This window comes from Fuscovulum blasticum DSM 2131, from assembly GCF_003034965.1.
GTDB lineage: Bacteria > Pseudomonadota > Alphaproteobacteria > Rhodobacterales > Rhodobacteraceae > Pseudogemmobacter > Pseudogemmobacter blasticus.
The window spans coordinates 25,977-43,733 of sequence record NZ_PZKE01000003.1 but is presented as its reverse complement, the minus strand read 5'-3'; the positions used below and the strand labels follow the sequence as shown (position 1 = coordinate 43,733).

16 protein-coding genes are annotated in these 17,757 nt (G+C 66.9%); 13 read left to right on the top strand and 3 right to left on the bottom strand.

From position 1 onward, the window contains the following. The first annotated feature begins 25 nt into the window (after positions 1-25). Both C5F44_RS04025 and C5F44_RS04020 read left to right on the top strand, forming a co-directional pair. Positions 26-1,117, top strand: coding sequence for a BMP family ABC transporter substrate-binding protein (locus tag C5F44_RS04025; protein ID WP_107672227.1), 1,092 nt, complete (start codon positions 26-28; stop codon positions 1,115-1,117). Positions 1,118-1,273: 156 nt separating this feature from the next. After that, positions 1,274-2,560, top strand: coding sequence for an NAD(P)/FAD-dependent oxidoreductase (locus C5F44_RS04020; RefSeq protein ID WP_107672226.1), 1,287 nt, complete (start codon positions 1,274-1,276; stop codon positions 2,558-2,560). On the opposite strand, the gene C5F44_RS04015 is transcribed toward C5F44_RS04020, so the two are convergent. After that, positions 2,557-3,462 carry a LysR family transcriptional regulator gene (locus C5F44_RS04015; RefSeq protein ID WP_235822500.1) on the bottom strand — a complete coding sequence of 302 codons (906 nt, stop codon included), beginning with the start codon at positions 3,460-3,462 and terminating at the stop codon, positions 2,557-2,559. The two genes, C5F44_RS04020 and C5F44_RS04015, sit on opposite strands and share 4 nt — an antisense overlap. A 109-nt stretch (positions 3,463-3,571) precedes the next feature. On the opposite strand from C5F44_RS04015, the gene C5F44_RS04010 reads away from it, so the two are divergent. The 9 genes from C5F44_RS04010 to C5F44_RS03970 all read left to right on the top strand — a co-directional run bounded on the left by C5F44_RS04010 (position 3,572) and on the right by C5F44_RS03970 (position 11,965). Further along, the gene (locus C5F44_RS04010; RefSeq protein WP_107672225.1) at positions 3,572-4,993 is read left to right on the top strand and encodes a form I ribulose bisphosphate carboxylase large subunit; all 1,422 of its coding nucleotides are present in this window, start codon (positions 3,572-3,574) and stop codon (positions 4,991-4,993) included. A gap of 21 nt (positions 4,994-5,014) precedes the next feature. Next, positions 5,015-5,371: a ribulose bisphosphate carboxylase small subunit gene (locus tag C5F44_RS04005; protein ID WP_107672430.1), complete on the top strand. Its 357-nt coding sequence runs from the start codon at positions 5,015-5,017 to the stop codon at positions 5,369-5,371. 56 nt (positions 5,372-5,427) lie between these two features. Further along, a complete protein-coding gene (locus C5F44_RS04000; RefSeq protein WP_107672224.1) occupies positions 5,428-6,231 on the top strand; it encodes a CbbQ/NirQ/NorQ/GpvN family protein in 804 nt (267 codons plus the stop codon). Between the two features lie 8 nt (positions 6,232-6,239). Then, positions 6,240-8,507: a VWA domain-containing protein gene (locus tag C5F44_RS03995; RefSeq protein ID WP_235822499.1), complete on the top strand. Its 2,268-nt coding sequence runs from the start codon at positions 6,240-6,242 to the stop codon at positions 8,505-8,507. Positions 8,508-8,586: 79 nt separating this feature from the next. Next, a complete protein-coding gene (locus C5F44_RS03990) occupies positions 8,587-9,663 on the top strand; it encodes an NAD(P)/FAD-dependent oxidoreductase (protein ID WP_107672223.1) in 1,077 nt (358 codons plus the stop codon). Positions 9,664-9,759: 96 nt separating this feature from the next. Beyond that, positions 9,760-10,104, top strand: a complete 345-nt coding sequence (locus C5F44_RS03985) for a carboxymuconolactone decarboxylase family protein (protein WP_107672222.1) — start codon at positions 9,760-9,762, stop codon at positions 10,102-10,104. Positions 10,105-10,168: 64 nt separating this feature from the next. After that, a complete protein-coding gene (locus C5F44_RS03980; RefSeq protein WP_107672428.1) occupies positions 10,169-10,669 on the top strand; it encodes an EF-hand domain-containing protein in 501 nt (166 codons plus the stop codon). A 94-nt stretch (positions 10,670-10,763) separates the two neighbouring features. Then, entirely contained in the window at positions 10,764-11,573 is an 810-nt protein-coding gene (locus tag C5F44_RS03975) for a glycoside hydrolase family 25 protein (RefSeq protein ID WP_107672221.1), read from the top strand. 86 nt (positions 11,574-11,659) lie between these two features. Further along, positions 11,660-11,965 carry an Mpo1-like protein gene (locus tag C5F44_RS03970; RefSeq protein WP_107672220.1) on the top strand — a complete coding sequence of 102 codons (306 nt, stop codon included), beginning with the start codon at positions 11,660-11,662 and terminating at the stop codon, positions 11,963-11,965. A 149-nt stretch (positions 11,966-12,114) separates the two neighbouring features. Here C5F44_RS03970 and C5F44_RS03965 read toward each other — a convergent pair whose 3' ends face one another. Then, positions 12,115-14,613 (bottom strand): GcvT family protein, encoded by a 2,499-nt coding sequence (locus C5F44_RS03965; protein WP_107672219.1) that lies wholly within the window; start codon positions 14,611-14,613, stop codon positions 12,115-12,117. 185 nt (positions 14,614-14,798) lie between these two features. Between C5F44_RS03965 and C5F44_RS03960 the strand changes: the two genes are divergently transcribed. Continuing rightward, positions 14,799-15,191: a hypothetical protein gene (locus tag C5F44_RS03960; protein ID WP_107672218.1), complete on the top strand. Its 393-nt coding sequence runs from the start codon at positions 14,799-14,801 to the stop codon at positions 15,189-15,191. Between the two features lie 38 nt (positions 15,192-15,229). Further along, complete coding sequence (locus tag C5F44_RS03955; RefSeq protein WP_107672217.1) at positions 15,230-16,633, top strand: PepSY-associated TM helix domain-containing protein; 1,404 nt, start codon at positions 15,230-15,232, stop codon at positions 16,631-16,633. Positions 16,634-16,683: 50 nt separating this feature from the next. Here the strand turns inward: C5F44_RS03955 and C5F44_RS03950 are convergent, their stop codons facing one another. Next, a complete protein-coding gene (locus C5F44_RS03950; protein ID WP_107672216.1) occupies positions 16,684-17,727 on the bottom strand; it encodes a hypothetical protein in 1,044 nt (347 codons plus the stop codon). Positions 17,728-17,757 lie beyond the last annotated feature (30 nt).

The window sequence follows — 17,757 nt, the reverse complement described above, 5'->3', positions numbered from 1 at the left end:
CCCTGCCACAACGGGGAGACGCTACATGAACCGCAGAACGCTGCTTGCAACCGCCGCGCTGGGCCTGAGCCTGGCTTTCGGAGGCGGTGCCCAGGCTGCCGGCATGGACAAGGTGAAGGCCTGTTTCGTTTACGTCGGCCCGATCGGTGACGGCGGCTGGACGTTCCAGCACCATCAGGGCGCCCTGGCCGTGAAAGAGAAGTTCGGCGACAAGGTCGAGATCCAGTATCAGGAAAGCGTGCCGGAAGGCGCCGATGCCGAGCGGGTGCTGACCCAGATGGCGCTGGGCGGCTGCAACATCATCTTCACCACCTCGTTCGGCTACATGGACGCGACCAATGCGGTGGCCGCCAAGTTCCCCGACGTGAAGTTCGAACATGCCACCGGCTTCAAGCGCGAGCATCCGAATGTCAGCACCTACAATGCGCGCTTCTATGAAGGCCGCGCGGTGCAGGGCACGATTGCCGGCATGATGACCAAATCGAACAAGATCGGCTACATCGGGTCGTTCCCGATCCCCGAGGTGATGAACGGCATCAACTCGTATTACCTGGCCGCCAAGAAGGTGAACCCGAACGTCGAACTGTCGGTCGTCTGGGCCTTCACCTGGTTCGATCCGGCGAAAGAGGCCGATGCCGCCAAGGCGCTGATCGACCAGGGCGTCGACGTGATCGCGGCGCATACCGATTCGACCGCCCCGCTGGCCGAGGCCGCCAAGGCCGGCGGCGCGGTGATCGGCTTCGGTCAGGCGTCGGACATGGAAGCCTACAAGCCCAGCCCGCGTGTCAGCTCGATCATCGACAACTGGGCGCCCTACTATGTGGAGCGCGTCGGCGCGCTGCTGGACGGCACCTATGAACAGTCCGACATCTGGGCCGGCATCGCCGGGGGCGAAGTGCTGATCGGCGAAATCACCGATGCCGTTCCGGCCGAGGTGAAGGCCGCCGCCGAAAAGGTGCGCGACGACATCGCCGCCGGCACCTTCCACCCGTTCACCGGCCCGATCAAGAAGCAGGACGGTTCGGAGTGGCTGGCCGAAGGCGCGACCGCGCCGGACGGCGACCTGCTGGGGATGGATTTCTTCGTCGAAGGCATCAAGGGCGACATTCCGAAGTGAGCCCCCTTCGGACCTGACGACAGAAGGCCCGCTTCGGCGGGCCTTTTCATTTTCCGAAGCACCGGATTTCACAGCAAACATTACGTTTTGAAATTCAAACATTCGAATTTATTATAGTGAAGCCGGGGAGGCAGAATTTCAGAGGGAGGATGAAGAATGGCGCATGTCGTTGTGCTGGGGGCTGGCTTGGGCGGGGCGATCATGGCCTATGAGATGAAGGACCAGCTTCGCCCCGAAGACACGATCACCGTGGTGACGAAAGACCCGGTTTACCATTTCGTGCCGTCGAACCCCTGGATCGCGGTGGGCTGGCGCAAGCGCGAGGAGATCACGGTGGACCTGGGGCCGACCATGGCGCGCAAGGGCATTGCCTTCCGGCCTGTCGCGGCGGAACGGGTGATCCCGCAGGAAAACCGCATCCGTCTGGTCGATGGCAGCGACGTGACCTATGATTTCCTGATCATTGCCACCGGGCCCGAACTGGCCTTCGACGAAATCCCGGGCTTTGGCCCGCATGGCGGCTTTACCCAGTCGGTCTGCCATATCGACCATGCCGAACAGGCGGAACAGGTGTTCCAGAAACTGCTCAAGGCGCCCGGCCCGGTGATCATTGGCGCGGCGCAGGGGGCAAGCTGCTTTGGCCCGGCCTATGAATTCCTGTTCATTCTGGAAGCCGCCCTGCGCAAGGCAAAGATCCGCGACAAGGTGCCGATGACCTTTGTCACCGCCGAACCCTATATCGGCCATCTGGGGCTGGACGGGGTGGGCGACACCAAGGGGCTGCTGGAATCCGAGATGCGCGGGAAACACATCAAATGGATCACCTCGGCCCGGGTGAAGCAGGTCGAGGACGGCAAGATGACCGTCGAGGAGATCAATGACGACGGCAGCGTGAAGGCCGAGAAGGTGCTGCCCTTTGCATTCTCGATGATGCTGCCCGCGTTTCGCGGCATCGCGCCGGTGCGCGGCATCGAGGGGCTGTCGAACCCGCGCGGGTTTACCATCGTGGACCAGCACCAGCAGAACCCGGCCTATCCCAATGTGTTTGCTGTGGGCGTCTGTGTGGCCATCCCGCCGATGGGGCCGACGCCGGTGCCTTGCGGCGTGCCGAAGACCGGCTTCATGATCGAAAGCATGGTCAGCGCCACGGCGCATAACATCGGCAACATCCTGCGCGGGAAGGAACCCGATCAGGTGGGCACCTGGAACGCGGTCTGCCTGGCGGATTTTGGCGACGGGGGCGTGGCCTTCGTGGCGCAGCCGCAGATTCCGCCGCGCAACGTGAACTGGTCGTCCAGCGGCAAATGGGTGCATCTGGCCAAGGTGGGCTTCGAGAAATACTTCCTGCGCAAGCTGCGCAAGGGCACGGCCGAACCGTTCTACGAGGCGCTCGCGCTCAAGGTGCTGGGGATCGACAAGCTGAAGGAAACCCGCAAGGGTTAGGGCGCGGCGGCGCCGCGGGTCTGGTCGATCAGGTGGTCCAGAAAGGCGCTGGCGGCGACCGACAGGTGCTTGCCGCGCGGATAGGCCACGTTCCAGACCCGCATCAACGGGAAGCCCTGCACGTCCAGCGCCACCAGCCGGCCGGTCGCCACGTCTTCGGCAATGGTGTCCTGTGACAGGATCGCCAGCCCAAGGCCGGCGACCACCGCTTCCTTGATCGCTTCGTTCGAGCCAAGCTCCATCCGCACGCGGGGCCGCAGGCCGCAATCGGCAAAGTAGCGTTCGGCGGCGGCGCGGGTGCCCGATCCCTGTTCGCGCAGGATGAAGGGTTCGGCGGCCAGCCGGGCGAAGGGCAGCGCGGGCTGGCCCGCCAGCGGATGATCGCCGCGCGCCAGCAGGGTGATGGGGTTGCGGGCAAAGGGCGTGGCCACCACGTCCAGCCCCGCCGGCGGCTGGCCCAGGATGCAGAGATCGTCTTCATTCGCGGCCAGCCGGGCGATCACCGTTTCGCGGTTGGTCACGGTCAGCGCGATTTCGATGCCGGGGTTTTCGGTGCAGAAGGTGCCCAGGAGGCGGGGCAGGAAATACTGCACCGTCGAGACGATGGCGATGCGCAGCCGCCCGCGCCGCAGCCCCTGCAGATCGGCCAGGTGCATGTCCAGCCGTTCGACGCCTTCCAGCGTTTCGCGGGCGGTTTCCACCACGGCGCGGCCGGCCTCGGTCAGGAACAGGCGCTTGCCGATCCGGTCCAGCAGCGGCAGGCCAAGCGCGTCTTCCAACTGCTTCACCTGGGCGAACACGGCGGGCTGGGTCAGGTGCAATTCTTCGGCCGCGCGGGTGTAGCTGGCGTGGCTGGCCACCGCGCGAAACACCTGAAGCTGGCGCAGGGTGTACCTTATCATAACCTTTTCCCTGTTCTGAAACTAAAAACTATTCAGTTTTGTTTAGTCATACAAGGCGCGATACCGGCTGCGACCCGCACATTCGGGCACGACAAACGGGAGAGAGCCGATGGCCGCGAAGACCTATGACGCCGGTGTGAAGGAATACCGATCGACCTATTGGGAACCGCATTACACGGTGAAGGACAGCGACATCCTTGCCGTGTTCAAGGTGGTGCCGCAGGCCGGCGTTTCGCGCGAGGAAGCCGCCGCCGCCGTGGCCGCCGAAAGCTCGACCGGCACCTGGACAACGGTCTGGACCGACCTTCTGACCGACCTCGACTATTACAAGGGCCGCGCCTACGCGATCGAGGACGTGCCGGGGTCTGACGACGCCTTCTATGCCTTCATCGCCTATCCGATGGACCTGTTCGAGGAAGGCTCGGTCGTCAACGTGTTCACCTCGATCGTGGGCAACGTCTTCGGCTTCAAGGCGGTGCGGTCGCTGCGGCTGGAAGACGTGCGGTTCCCGCTGTGGTTCGTGGCCACCTGCTTCGGCCCGCCGCATGGCATCAACGTGGAACGCGACAAGCTGGACAAGTACGGCCGCCCCCTGCTGGGCTGCACCATCAAGCCGAAGCTGGGCCTTTCGGCCAAGAACTATGGCCGGGCGGTCTATGAATGTCTGCGCGGCGGGCTGGATTTCACCAAGGACGACGAGAACGTCAATTCGCAGCCCTTCATGCGCTGGCGCGACAGGTTCGATTTCTGCCAGGAGGCCATCGTCAAGGCCGAGGCCGAGACGGGCGAGCGCAAGGGTCACTACATGAACGTGACCGCCGCCACGATGGAAGAGGTCTACAAGCGCGCGGAATACGCCAAGGAGATCGGCACGCCGATCATCATGTCGGATTACCTGACGCTGGGTTGGGCGGCGCACAACTCGCTGTCGAAATGGTGCCGCGACAACGGGATGCTGCTGCACGTTCACCGCGCCATGCACGCGGTGATGGACCGCAACCCGAACCACGGCATCAACTTCCGCGTTCTGGCGAAGCTGCTGCGCCTGCTGGGCGGCGACCACCTTCATTCCGGCACCGTGGTGGGCAAGCTGGAGGGCGACCGGGCGGCGACGCTGGGCTGGATCGACCTGCTGCGCGACCGCCACATCAAGGAAGACCGTTCGCGCGGGATCTTCTTCGATCAGGACTGGGGGCCGATGCCAGGGGTGTTCCCGGTGGCATCAGGCGGGATTCACGTCTGGCACATGCCGGCGCTGGTTTCGATCTTCGGCAATGACTCGGTCCTGCAATTCGGCGGCGGCACGCTGGGCCACCCCTGGGGCAATGCGGCGGGCGCCGCGGCGAACCGGGTGGCGCTGGAGGCCTGCGTTCAGGCCCGCAACGAAGGCCGCGAGCTGGAGAAGGAAGGCAAGGCCATCCTGACCGCTGCCGCGCAGCACAGCCCCGAGCTGAAGATCGCCATGGAGACCTGGAAAGAGATCAAGTTCGAGTTCGACACCGTGGACAAGCTGGACACCCAGCACCGCTGAGCCGCCAAAGGGAGAGAGATGATGAGCAAAGTTCAGGACTATACCTCGCGGCTGTCCGACCCGGCGAGCCGCAAGATGGGCACGTTTTCCTATCTGCCGCCGATGGATGAGGCGCAGATCCGCAAGCAGGTGGAATGGATCGTGAAACACGGCTGGAACCCGGCCATCGAACACACCGAGCCGCAGTTCGCCAAGTCGAACTTCTGGTACATGTGGAAGCTGCCGATGTTCGGGGAAACCGATGTCGATGCCATTCTGGCCGAGCTGAAAGCCTGCCATGAGGCCAACCCCGACAATCACGTCCGGCTGATCGGCTACAACAATTTCACCCAGAGCCAGGGCGCGAACATGGTGGTCTATCGCGGAACACCCGTCTGACCGCCCTGCCCGCCGCAGCCCTGCGGCGGGCGCTTTCCCGATGCCCCGAGGCCGCCATGGACCAGATCACCGCCCCCTTCCGCATTGCCGCCGACCCCTGGTATCGCCCGGTGGCCGACGAGGTTGCGCTGTATGAGGCGGCCTATGCGGCGAAGATGCCGGTCATGCTGAAAGGCCCCACCGGCTGCGGCAAGACGCGGTTCGTGGAACATATGGCCTGGCGGCTGGGCAAGCCGCTGGTCACGGTTTCCTGCAACGAGGACATGACCGCCTCGGATCTGGTGGGGCGGTTCCTGCTGGATGCCGAGGGCACGCGCTGGCAGGACGGGCCGCTGACATTTGCCGCCCGGCATGGCGCGATCTGCTATCTGGATGAGGTGGTCGAGGCGCGGCAGGATACGACCGTGGTGATCCACCCGCTGACCGACAACCGCCGAGTGCTGCCGCTGGAAAAGAAGGGCGAACTGCTGCGGGCGCACCCCGACTTTCACCTCGTGATCAGCTATAACCCCGGCTACCAGAGCCTGATGAAAGACCTGAAGCAATCGACCAAGCAACGCTTCGGCGCGCTGGATTTCACCTATCCCGACCATGCGGTCGAGGTGGAGATCGTGGCGCATGAAACGGGCATTGACCGGGGCCTGGCCGACAAGCTGGTGTCGATTGCCGAACGGGCGCGCAACCTGAAGGGACACGGGCTGGACGAAGGCATTTCGACCCGGATGCTGGTGCACGCGGGCGGGCTGATCGCGCAGGGCGTGGCGCCGGTGCCGGCCTGCCGGATGGCACTGGTGCGCCCGATCACCGACGACCCCGACATGCGCGACGCGCTTGACGCCGCCGTCACCACGTTCTTCTGAGCCGCGCCATGACAGACCCGGCCGCCCGCATGACCGAGGCCCTGGCCGACCTGCCGCCGGCCGAGCGGGAGCTGCACGCCAGCCTGCGGGCCGAGGCGGCGCGCAGCCTGTCGCCCGGCGGGCTGGTGCTGTGGGCCGAAGGGGCGCTGGCGCTGCACCGGATGGGCCGCGGGCCCGAGGTGGTGCGGGCCTGGATCGAAGCTGCGCCGCCGCTGGCGCGCGAGCTGGGCGAAGACGTGCTGCCCGATCTGGTGCGCGATTGTCTGCGGCTGGCCTCGCGCACCTCGGGGGCGGTGATCGCGCGGGTGCTGGCGACGGCACCGCTGGCGGCGCGGCGGCTGGGGGATGCGGCGCTGTTCCGGGGCTGGATGGCGTTTCTGGACACGCTGCTGGCCCAGGCACCGCGCGGGCTGCGCCCGCTGCTGGACCATCTGGACGAACTGCTGGGCGTGCTGACGCTGGGCGGGCTGCGCCGCTGGGCGCTGTGGGGGGCCGAGGCGCACCGCAGCAACCCGGAAGAACAGATGCGTTACTTCGCGCTGGCCAGCGCCGAATCGAAGGCCGTGTTGCAGCGCGAACGCAAGGGCACGCTGTTCGTGGACATCCACCGCCGGATCGGGGCCTATCTGCGCGCGCTGTGGGGCCGCGATTTCGCGATGCGCCCCACCTCGGGCGATTACGAGGCGCGCGAAGGGCTGCGGCCGTTTCTGGAGGCGGGGCTGCTGCACCTGCCCGACGCCTGGGACGACTGGCAGGGAATCGCGGGGGCCGACATCTACCGCGCCGCCGCCGCCCATGCGGCCGCGCATGTGATGGCCTGGCGCGGGCCGCTGGCGGCCGACGGCCTGTCGCCCCGGCAGATGGCCTGTATCGGCGTGATCGAGGATGCCCGGGCCGAGGCGCTGGCCATTGCCCGCTTTCCCCGGCTGCGCGACCTGTGGGCGCGGTTCCACGGCGAGGCAATGCCGCTGGACCGGGTGGCGCGCGGGCTGCTGCTGCCCGAGGCGGCCACGACCGACCCGCTGGTTGCCTGGGCGCGGGCCGAATTTGCCGGGGCCGATCTGGCAAGCACCACGGCGTCGCAGCGGATCGGGCTGGCGCTGGCCGAACGGCTGGGACCGGGGCGGTTGCCCGCGCCGGTGGCCGCACCCTATCGCGACGACAACCGCCACCTTTGGGAAACCGAAGAGGTGGACTGGGACGAAGCCCCCGCCCCGGCGCAGCGGCGGCGCTATGTCTCGGTTTCGGAAATGGTGAACGAGGTCGAGGTGGAAACCGCGGGCGAGGATGCGCAGGAGATTCTGGTCTGCGCGACCGAGTTCTTCGATGACGACGGCACCAGTTTCAACGCGCGCGAGGGGCGCGATCCGGTGGCCCCGCCGCGCAGCTACCCCGAGTTCGACTACCGCATCCAGCTTGAGCGGCCCGACTGGGCGACCGTGCTGGAAAAGCGCCCGCTGGCCGGCGACCCCAAGGCGGTGGAGGCGATCCTGACCGAACACCGCCCGGTGTTGCAGCGGATGCGCCGCGTGCTTGAGGCGATGCAGCCGCAGGGGGTGCAGCGGCTGCGGCGGCTGGAGGATGGCGACGATCTGGACCTGAACGCCGCGATTGCCGCCCGGCTTGACCTGCGGCTGGGCCGGCAGCCCGACCCGCGGGTGATGATGCGGCAGGTGCGGATCACCCGCGACGTGGCAGTGCTGCTGCTGATGGACCTGTCGCAATCGACCAACGATGTGGTGGGCGAAGGCGGGGAACGGCTGATCGACCTGACCCGCGCCGCCGCCACTCTGCTGGCCGAGGCGGTGCATCGGGTGGGCGATCCCTTCGCGCTGCACGGGTTCAGCTCGGACGGGCGGCATAACGTGTTCTACCAGCGCTTCAAGGAATTCGGCGAAGACTGGGGGCCGCTGCCCAAGGCGCGGCTGGCCGGGATGGAGGGGCGGCTGTCCACCCGCATGGGGGCGGCGATCCGCCATGCCGGCTGGCACCTGTCGCAGCAGCGCGCGGCGCGCAAGCTGCTTCTGGTGCTGACCGATGGCGCGCCCGCCGATATTGACGTGCGCGACCCGGCCCATCTGCGCCACGACGCCCGCGCCGCCGTGGCAGAGGTGGCGCGGCAGGGCGTTTCGCCCTTCTGCCTGACGCTGGACCCGCAGGCCGATGCCTATGTCGCGCAGATCTTCGGGGCGCGCGGCTACCAGATCCTTGACCGGATCGACCGCCTGCCCGAACGGCTGCCCCGGCTTTATGCCGGGCTGGCGCGGCAGGGCTGACCGGGGCGGTCCGGCGCGGCTGACGGCTTGCGCTTCGCCGGGCGGGGTGGTTCTGTCGGCCAGGGTTCGAGGGCACGACATGCAACATGATTTCCTGATCATCGGCGGCGGCATCGCCGGAGTTTCGGCGGCGGCGCGGCTGGCGCCCCTTGGGTCTGTCCTCCTGCTTGAGGCCGAGGACACGCTGGCACATCACGCCTCAAGCCGGTCGGCCGCGCTCTATGAGCCGCGCTATGGCACGCCCGCCGTGGTGGAGCTGTCGATGGCCTCGGGCGATTATTTCCGGTCGGTTCCCGGTCTGCTGACGCATCGCGGGCTGATGCTGGTGGCGCGGGAAGATCAGCGGGCAGATTTCGACGAGGACGTGAAGGCGATGGCCTTCGATCCGATTTCGCCCGCCGAGGCGCAGGCGATCGTGCCGATCCTGAATCTGGAGGTGGTCAAGCTGGCCGGGCTGGCGGACCATGCCGATGACATCGACACCGACCTGCTGTTGCAGGGCTTTGCCAAGGAGGCGCGCGCCCATGGGGCGGCCATAGTCACCCGGGCCCGGGCGACCGCGATCACCCGCACGGCATCGGGCTGGCGGGTGGCATGGGCCGGGGGCGAGGCCGAGGCGAAGCTGCTGATCAACGCGGCGGGCGCCTGGGTGGACGAGGTGGCGAAGCTGGCCGGGGTGCAGCCTCTGGGCTTTGTGCCGCACCGCCGGTCGATGGCGCGGATTCCGGCGCCGGGCGGGCTGGATGTCAGCCGCTGGCCCATGATCTTTGGCCCCGGCGAGGACTGGTATGCCAAGCCCGATGCCGGGGCGCTGATCGTGTCGCCCGCCGACGAAGACCCGATGGAACCGCATGATGCCTGGGCCGATGACATGGTGCTGGCCGAGGGGCTGGCGCGGTATGAATCCTTCATGACCGAGCCGGTGACCCGCATCCTGGCCAACTGGGCGGGCCTGCGCACCTTTGCCCCCGACCGGGTGCTGGTGATCGGCCCCGACGCGCGCGATCCGGCCTTCTTCTGGCTGGGCGGACAGGGGGGACAGGGCTTCCAGTCCTGCCCGGGCGCCAGCGCGCTGGTGGCCGACCTGATCGCCGGGCGCCCCCCTGCCCTGCGCGCCGATCTGGTGGCGGCGCTGTCGCCCGTCCGCTTTGGCTGACGGGGTGCGGCAGGTCGGCACTTGACATTCATTTATTTGAATGTGAATTGAGGGCGAAACGCCGTGGCCTCCGGGCCGCCCCTCAAGGAGCATGAGATGAGCTACAAGGCCAAGATCGCCGACATGCGCAGCGAGCTGCGGGTGATGAACAAGCTGATTCCCGACACGATGGCGGGGTTCGGCCAGTTGTCGAAGGCGGCCAAGGACAGCCCGGCGATTTCCGTCAAGGAAAAGGAATATGTCGCGCTGGCCATCGCGGTCAGCCAGCGCTGTGAGCCCTGCATCAACTTTCACGTCGAGGCGCTGATGAAATGCGGCGCGACGCGGGAAGAACTGGGCGACGTGCTGGCGATGTGCATCCAGATGGGGGGCGGCCCGGCGGTGATGTATGCCGCCCATGCGCTGGCCTGCTGGGACGAGCTGGCGCAACCGGCGGCCTGATCGCTGCGACGGAAAGCCGGGGCGCGCGCGTTCCATATTCACACAGCGGAATATGGAGGTCATCATGACCACGCGCGCGCTTTCCCTGACTCTTGCCCTGCCCCTTGCCTTGGGCCTTGCCGGCACGGGCGCCCTGGCCCAGACCTTTGTGCCGGGCCAGCAGTTCCTGACCATGTGGGACCGCAACGGCGATGGCGCCGTGACGCTGCCCGAGGCGCGGGAACGGCGGGACGAGATCTTCACCACCTTTGACGCCAATGCCGATGGCATCCTGTCGCCCGACGAACTGGCGGCGCTGGATGACGCCCGGACCGACATGCGCGCCCAGATGCAGGAGGCCCGGAGCGAGGCCGGGATGGGCAAAGGCATGGGAAAAGATATGGGCATGGGAATGGGGCACGGCAAAGGGGCCGGCGTGGGCGGCGGCGGCGCGGCCCTGCGGGACGCCAACGGCGACGGGCAGGTGACGCGGGAAGAATTTGTCGGCCTGACCACCGCCTTCTTTGCCCGGATGGACCGCAACGGCGACGGCAGCCTGACGACCGGGGATTTCGGCCGCAGATAGGCCGCGGATTGCCGCCAATGGCAGGCGGCTGAAGACGTTTTTTGCTGCGCGGGGGCGTGACATCCGCCCCCGCTTCGGCCAGCATGGCCGGATCATGCGTATCCTTCCCCTGTTCCTTTGCCTTGTTCTGGCCGCCTGCGGTGCCTCGCGCACGCCTTCGGCCCATGCACCCAACGCCCGCCCCGCCGCCGCTGTGCCGGCGGGTCAGGTCACCTCTGCCAATTTCTCGGATGCCAAGCCGGTGACGGACTGGGGCGGAAAGCCGCCGCAATCATTCCCCGTGCACGGGCTGGATGTGGCGAAGTATCAGGGGACCATCGACTGGGAAATCGCGCGCAGCAACGGCGTGAACTTCGTCTTCGTCAAGGCGACCGAGGGCGGCGACCGGGTGGACGAGATGTTCCTCGACCATTGGCGCGGCGCCGGCCGGGCCGGGGTGGCGCGCGGGGCCTATCACTTCTTCTACCACTGCCGCCCGGCCATCGAACAGGCGCGCTGGTTCATCCGCAATGTGCCGCGCACCGCCGGCGCCCTGCCCCCGGTGCTGGACATGGAGTGGACGCCGTTTTCGCCCACCTGCACCATCCGCCGCACGCCCGAGGAAATTCGCCGCGACGCCGACATCTTCATCCGCGCGGTGGCCAACCATTACGGACAGCGGCCGATCCTTTACACCTCGATCGACTTCTTCCAGGACAACGAGATGTGGAAGGTGAACGGCGCCGACTTCTGGCTGCGCGCCGTGGCGAAGCATCCGAAGGATCTGTATGACGGCCACCCCTGGACGTTCTGGCAATACACCTCGACCGGGCTGGTGCCGGGTGTGAACGGCCGGGTTGACATCAACGTCTTCGAAGGGTCGGGCGCGCAATGGGCCGCCTGGCTGGCCGCGCGGACGCGGTGAACGTCGCGTCAGGCTTGCCGGAAACCGGCATCGCCCCCTAACCTTTTCCGGCCCGGCGACGCGGGCCGGAAAAAGGGGAGGCTGCGATGTTGGGAGGCCGAAGCTGGAGCGAGTGGATCGCGCAGTATCAGCAAAGCCATCAGAACAGGTGGAACCAGTTGACCCATGCCTTCGGGATTCCGATGATCGTGGTGTCGCTGGCGCTGGCGGTGCTGTCGATCCTTGTGCCGGGGCTGTGGGGCTGGGCGGTGGCGCTGTTCATCCTTGGCTGGGCCTTGCAGTTCGTGGGCCATGCCATCGAAGGCAAGCCGCCCGAATTCTTCAAGGACTGGCGCTTCCTGCTGGTGGGCACCCGCTGCTGGTGGGCACCCGCTGGTGGTGGGCCAAGGTGACCGGGCGGATCTGACCCGCATCCCCGCGCCTGAACGAAAAAGCCGCACCCCGGAAGGATGCGGCCCGTTCGTTTCCTGACCGAAATCTTCAAAGATTTCGGACCGGAGCCTTCGAAGGCTCCGGCGCCCGTGCCCGGACGAAATCGCCGTCAGCCATCCACCCGGATGCGGGTGTTGGTCGGGTCGTGGGGGCTGTCTTCCACCACCACGGCATCCCATTCCTTGAGCTGGATCTTGACCTTCAGCTTCGTGCCCACCTCGGCCAGATCGGGGCGGACATAGCCCATGCCGATCTGCTTGCCGAAGGCCACCGACCAGCCGCCCGAGGTGAGGCGCCCGATCTTTTCGCCGTTCAGCAACAGGGCTTCCTTGCCCCAGGGATCGGTGTCCGAGGGGCCGTCGATCAGCAGGGTGACGCATTTGGCGCGGATGCCGGTCTTCAGCATCGCGTCCTTGCCGCGGAAGTCCTTGGTCAGATCGACGAAACGGTCCAGACCGGCCTCAAGCGGGGTGGCATCGCGGCCCAGTTCGGTGCCGAAGGCGCGGTAGGATTTTTCCTGCCGCAGCCAGTTCTGCGCCCGCGCGCCCACCGGCTTCAGCCCATGCTTTTCGCCAGCTTTCAGCAGCAGATCCCACAGGTAGCGGCCGAATTCGATGGGATAATGCAGTTCCCAGCCCAATTCGCCCGTATAGGCCACGCGGATGGCGCGGACCGGGCACATGCCCAGTTCGATGTTGCGCATCGACAGCCAGGGGAAACGCTTGTTCGACAGCACCGTTTCGGGATCACGGTCCTTGACGATCTCCTTGAGAATGGCGCGGGCCGTGGGGCCGGCCAGCGCATAGACGCCCCATTGCGTGGTGACATCGTGAATGTCGATGTGGCCGCCGCCGGCCGCGGTGAAATCATCCGCCGCCTTTTGCAGGAAGTCATAGTCATAGGCCGTCCAGGCCCCGGCCGAGATGATGTAGTATTCATCCTGCGCCAGCCGGACGATGGTGTATTCCGTCCGCGTGGTGCCGGCTTCGGTCAGGGCATAGGTCAGGTTGATCCGGCCCACATTCGGCAGCTTGTTGCAGGTGAAATGGTCCAGGAAGGCCGTCGCGCCGGGGCCGCGCACCAGATGCTTGGTGAAGGCGCTGGCGTCGATGATGCCGCAGGTTTCACGGACGGCTTTCGCCTCGGCCTCGGCAAAGGGCCACCAGGCGGCGCGGCGGAAGCTGCGGGCGTGATGGTCGTAATCGGCGGGCGCCCCGACCGGGCCATAGTAGTTGGGCCGTTCCCAGCCGTTCACCTGGCCGAACTGCGCGCCCAGGTCTTTCTGCCGGTCATAGGCCGGGGCGGTGCGCAGCGGGCGGCAGGCTTCGCGTTCTTCATCGGGGTGATGCAGGATGAAAACGTGGTCGTAGCATTCCTCGTTCTTGCGCGCGGCATATTCCGTGGTCATCCACGACCCGTAGCGCTTGGGGTCAAGGCTGGCCATGTCGATCTCGGCCTCGCCCTGCGTCATCAGTTGCGCCAGATAGTAGCCGGTGCCGCCCGCGGCGGTGATGCCGAAGCTGAAGCCTTCGGCCAGCCACATGTTGCGCAGGCCCGGCGCCGGGCCGACCAGCGGGTTGCCGTCGGGGGTATAGCAGATGGGGCCGTTGAAATCGTCCTTCAGCCCCACGGTTTCCGAGGACGGCAGGCGGTGGATCATCGACATGTATTCCGCCTCGATCCGTTCCAGATCCAGCGGGAACAGGTCGGCGCGGAAGGTTTCCGGCACGTCATACAGGAACCGCGCCGGGGCGTTCTTTTCATAGGGGCCCAGAATCCAGCCGCCGCGTTCCTCGCGCACATACCATTTGGCATCGGCATCGCGCAGGACGGGGTGCTGCGGATTGGTCTTGCGCCACTCCACCAGCGCGGGGTCGGGTTCGGTCACGATATACTGGTGTTCGACCGGGATCGCCGGGATCTTAATGCCCAGCAGCCGCGCGGTGCGCTGTGCGTGGTTGCCGGTGGCGGTGACCACATGTTCGGCGTGAATTTCGTATTTCTCGTCGCCGGGCACCAGACGGCCGCCCTGCTCCACCATGCGGGTGACGGAAACGATCCATTCGCTGCCGGTCCAGCGGTAGGCATCGACCTGGATCTTCCGTTCGATCGTGGCGCCAAGCTGGCGCGCGCCCTTGGCCATGGCCTGGGTCACGTCGGCAGGGTTGATATAGCCGTCCTGCGGGTGGAACAGCGCCCCCTTCAGGTCATCGGTGCGGACCAGCGGCCAGCGTTCCTTGATCTGCGCGGGCGTCAGGAATTCATGGTAGACCCCGGCGGTTTCGGCCACGCTGGAATACAGCATGTATTCGTCCATCCGGTCCTGGGTCTGGGCCATGCGCAGGTTGCCCACGACATAGAATCCGGGGTTCAGCCCGGTTTCGGCCTCAAGCCCCTTGTAGAAATCAACGCTGTACTTGTGGATATGGGTGGTCGCGTAGCCCATGTTGAACAGCGGCAGCAGCCCCGCCGCGTGCCAGGTGGACCCCGAGGTCAGTTCGTCGCGCTCGACCAGCAGGGTATCCCAGCCGGCCTTGGCCAGGTGATAGGCGATGCCGGTGCCGACGGCCCCGCCACCAACGACAAGGGCTTTGACATGCGTTTTCATGGACCCGACTCCGAATGTGGTTTGGGCCATATGTGACAGACCTCGGGTTTGCCGGGCAAGCCCGCCCGACCCTTCGCGTCAGAAAACGACATGTCGCGATCAGGCCACCGGGGCAGCCGTGCCGGAAGGCCAAAGGTCCGGCGACGGGTTGACCAGATAGCGGAATCCAGCCTACGCCTTTTGCCATGAAGGCAAGGACGCAGGGCCAGAAACGGCAGGGGATGGCATGGGTGCTGTTGGTGCCCTTCCTTCTCATGTCGCTGATCTCGCCCGCGGTCATGCCGGCGCGGGCCGATGACGGCACGCTGACGCTGGTGCTGTGCACCGGCGACGGGCCGGTCGAGATGACAATCGACCTTGCCACCGGCGCCCCGGCGAAGAAGGCGCCCGATGGCAGCCCCGACCGTTGCGCCTGGGCCTGCGCGCAATGTGCGGGCGCCTGTCCGGGCGGCTGTGCCGGGGCGGCGCTGCCGCATCTGGCGCTGCGCCGGGCCGATCCGCCGCCGGCCACCACCACGCTTGCCCGGGCCGAGGCCACCGGCCTGCCGCCCGCCACGGGGCCCCCCTCCGCCGTCTGACGTTTCGTTTTCCAGAAACCAGACAACCGGAGACATCCATGACTGACACCTTCCGCGGGGCCGAGGCCCCGGCGGCGGCGCCTGCCGCCAACAAACTGTATTTCGCCGCCTGGCGCTGGCATTTCTACGCCGGGCTTTACGTCATTCCCTTCCTGCTGATGCTGGCGGCCACCGGCCTGATCATGCTGTGGATCGCCTTCCTGTCGGGGATCGGCGACGAGAAGATGACCATCGCCCCCGGCGGCACGCCGCTGGCCGTCAGCGCCCTGCAGGCCATGGCCGAGGCCGCTGTGCCGGGCGGCGCCGCCACGCAATATGTGGCCCCGCTGGGGCCGGACCATGTGGCCACCTTCGCCGTGGCGTCGGACGCCGGCAAGACCGGCGTCACGCTGAACCCCTATACCGGCGAGGTGCTGAACACCTTTCCCTGGCGGGCAGGCTGGTATGACTTTGCCACCGACATTCACGGCACCCTGCTGATCGGCAACACCGGCGACTGGCTGATCGAGGCGGCGGCCAGCCTTGGCCTGCTGCTGTGCGTAACCGGGCTTTACATGCACTGGCCACGCAACGGCACCGGCTGGGGCAAGGCGCTGACGGTGCAGACCGGGGCCCGGGGCCGGGCGCTGTGGAAATCGCTTCATGCCACCGTCGGGCTGTGGGTTTCGGTGGTGCTGATCGTGTTCCTGATCTCGGGCCTAAGCTGGGCCGGGGTCTGGGGCACCAAGTTCGTGCAGGCCTGGTCCACCTTTCCGGCCGAGAAATGGGACAACGTGCCCCTGTCGGACAAGACCCATGCCGACATGAACCACGCCCCGGCCAAGGAAGTGCCGTGGAATCTGGAACAGACGCCGCTGCCGGAATCCGGGTCACTGGCGGGCACGGCGGCGATCCGCGGGCCGGTGACCATCGACTCGGTCACCGGCTTCGCGCAATCGCTGGGCTTCGTAAACCGCTATCAGGTGAACCTGCCGGGCGATGGCGCGGGGGTCTGGACGATCAGCCATGACAGCATGTCGAACGACGGGCCGAACCCGGCGGCGGACCGCACGATCCATATCGACCAATACACCGGCAATGTGCTGGCCGATGTGCGCTATGCCGATTATTCGGCCTATGCCAAGGCGATGGCCTGGGGCATCGCCTTCCATGAGGGCGACCTTGGCCTGTGGAACGTGGCGCTGAACACGCTGTTCTGCCTGTCGGTGATGTTCCTTGGCCTGTCGGGCATCGTGATGTGGTGGAAGCGGCGGCCCTCGGGGGCGGCGCGTCTGGCCGCCCCGCCGATGCCGGCCGAACTACCCTATGCCAAGGGCGCGATCCTGATCACGCTGGCGCTGTCGCTGGCCTTTCCCATGCTGGGGCTGACCCTGCTGGCGGTGATCGCGGTTGATCTGCTGGTGCTGACTCCGATCCCGGCGCTGAAACGCGCGCTGTCCTGAAGCCTTGCGGCCCGCCCCCCTTGCGCCGGGGCGGGCTGCATCTCCGGCGATCAGTCCGCGTCGGGCGGGGGCGGTGCCCCGCAGGTCTTGCCGCCGGCGATAGCGACGCAGCCGGAATCATCCAGCGTTCCGCCGCTGGTTTCAAACCGGCTGCCGTCGCCGGTGCCGGTACCCTTGCGCACCTTGACCCCGGTCTTTTCGTCGGTGGTCAGGCCCCGCTCGGCGTCTTCCGCCGCCTTGCGCTCGGCCTCAAGCTCGGCCTCGCGGGCGGCCTGTTCTTCCGCCCGGCGCTGGCGTTCGGCGTCACGCTCGGCCTCGAATGTCTTGCGGGTTTCGGCATCCAGAACCGAGGCCAGCACGATCACCGGCACCTCGCCCAGCCCGGTGGTGCGTTCCACCACATTGGCGTTCATCGCGGGCACGTTCAGCGTGGACAGAAAGGGGAGAAGGTCTTCGTCGGACATGGCCTTCGAAGCCAGCATCCGCAGGTGAATCTGCGCGCCCACCTCGGCCACGAACAGGCGGGCGCCGAAATCTTCTGGAAGCGGCGCCTCGCGGATTTCCAGGCCCCGGACGGTGGCGAAATCGCGGCCCTCGAACTCGGCCGTCAGCATCTGCAATTCGAACTTCTGCGTCATGGCCATGAAGCTGGTGAAGATGAAATCCGGGTAGCGGATCAGCTCGGCCACCACCTTGCGCGGCCCCTTTTCGTAAATCACCCTGGCCCCCGTCAGGCCCTTGCCTTCGCGCGGCACCCCGATGGCGCGCACCCTGTCAGCCTGCTTGCCGCGCGCGCCGGGGGGAAGGAAGGCCTCGACATCGGCGGGTTCGGCGGGGCGGACGGTCCAGCCTTCGGGCGGGGCGGGCAGCATGGCGACCAGCGTCTGCGGGGCATCCGACCGGGCGGGATCGCCGTCATTGCCCGACAGCGCCCCCGCCAGTTGCAGCAGGCCCGAGGCATAGGTGACCACCGACATCGGTTCCTCGCCGCGCGCCTTGGCCTGCCGGGCGACCATGGCATAATCAAAGGCCAGATAGGCGCACAGGCCAAAGACCGAGAAAACCAGCGACAGGATGAAGTTCAAGCCGCGCATCCGCGAAATCCCCCTGGCCGCGCCCGGGGG

Coding starts and splice junctions, on each gene's coding strand:
- C5F44_RS03950 (WP_107672216.1), bottom strand. CDS start 17,727: ATGCGCGGCTTGAACTTCATCCTGTCGCTGGTTTTCTCGGTCTTTGGC.
- C5F44_RS03985 (WP_107672222.1), top strand. CDS start 9,760: ATGAGCTACAAGGCCAAGATCGCCGACATGCGCAGCGAGCTGCGGGTG.
- C5F44_RS04015 (WP_235822500.1), bottom strand. CDS start 3,462: ATGATAAGGTACACCCTGCGCCAGCTTCAGGTGTTTCGCGCGGTGGCC.
- C5F44_RS04020 (WP_107672226.1), top strand. CDS start 1,274: ATGGCGCATGTCGTTGTGCTGGGGGCTGGCTTGGGCGGGGCGATCATG.
- C5F44_RS03960 (WP_107672218.1), top strand. CDS start 14,799: ATGAAGGCAAGGACGCAGGGCCAGAAACGGCAGGGGATGGCATGGGTG.
- C5F44_RS04025 (WP_107672227.1), top strand. CDS start 26: ATGAACCGCAGAACGCTGCTTGCAACCGCCGCGCTGGGCCTGAGCCTG.
- C5F44_RS03995 (WP_235822499.1), top strand. CDS start 6,240: ATGACAGACCCGGCCGCCCGCATGACCGAGGCCCTGGCCGACCTGCCG.
- C5F44_RS04005 (WP_107672430.1), top strand. CDS start 5,015: ATGAGCAAAGTTCAGGACTATACCTCGCGGCTGTCCGACCCGGCGAGC.
- C5F44_RS03980 (WP_107672428.1), top strand. CDS start 10,169: ATGACCACGCGCGCGCTTTCCCTGACTCTTGCCCTGCCCCTTGCCTTG.
- C5F44_RS03965 (WP_107672219.1), bottom strand. CDS start 14,613: ATGAAAACGCATGTCAAAGCCCTTGTCGTTGGTGGCGGGGCCGTCGGC.
- C5F44_RS03975 (WP_107672221.1), top strand. CDS start 10,764: ATGCGTATCCTTCCCCTGTTCCTTTGCCTTGTTCTGGCCGCCTGCGGT.
- C5F44_RS04010 (WP_107672225.1), top strand. CDS start 3,572: ATGGCCGCGAAGACCTATGACGCCGGTGTGAAGGAATACCGATCGACC.
- C5F44_RS04000 (WP_107672224.1), top strand. CDS start 5,428: ATGGACCAGATCACCGCCCCCTTCCGCATTGCCGCCGACCCCTGGTAT.
- C5F44_RS03970 (WP_107672220.1), top strand. CDS start 11,660: ATGTTGGGAGGCCGAAGCTGGAGCGAGTGGATCGCGCAGTATCAGCAA.
- C5F44_RS03990 (WP_107672223.1), top strand. CDS start 8,587: ATGCAACATGATTTCCTGATCATCGGCGGCGGCATCGCCGGAGTTTCG.
- C5F44_RS03955 (WP_107672217.1), top strand. CDS start 15,230: ATGACTGACACCTTCCGCGGGGCCGAGGCCCCGGCGGCGGCGCCTGCC.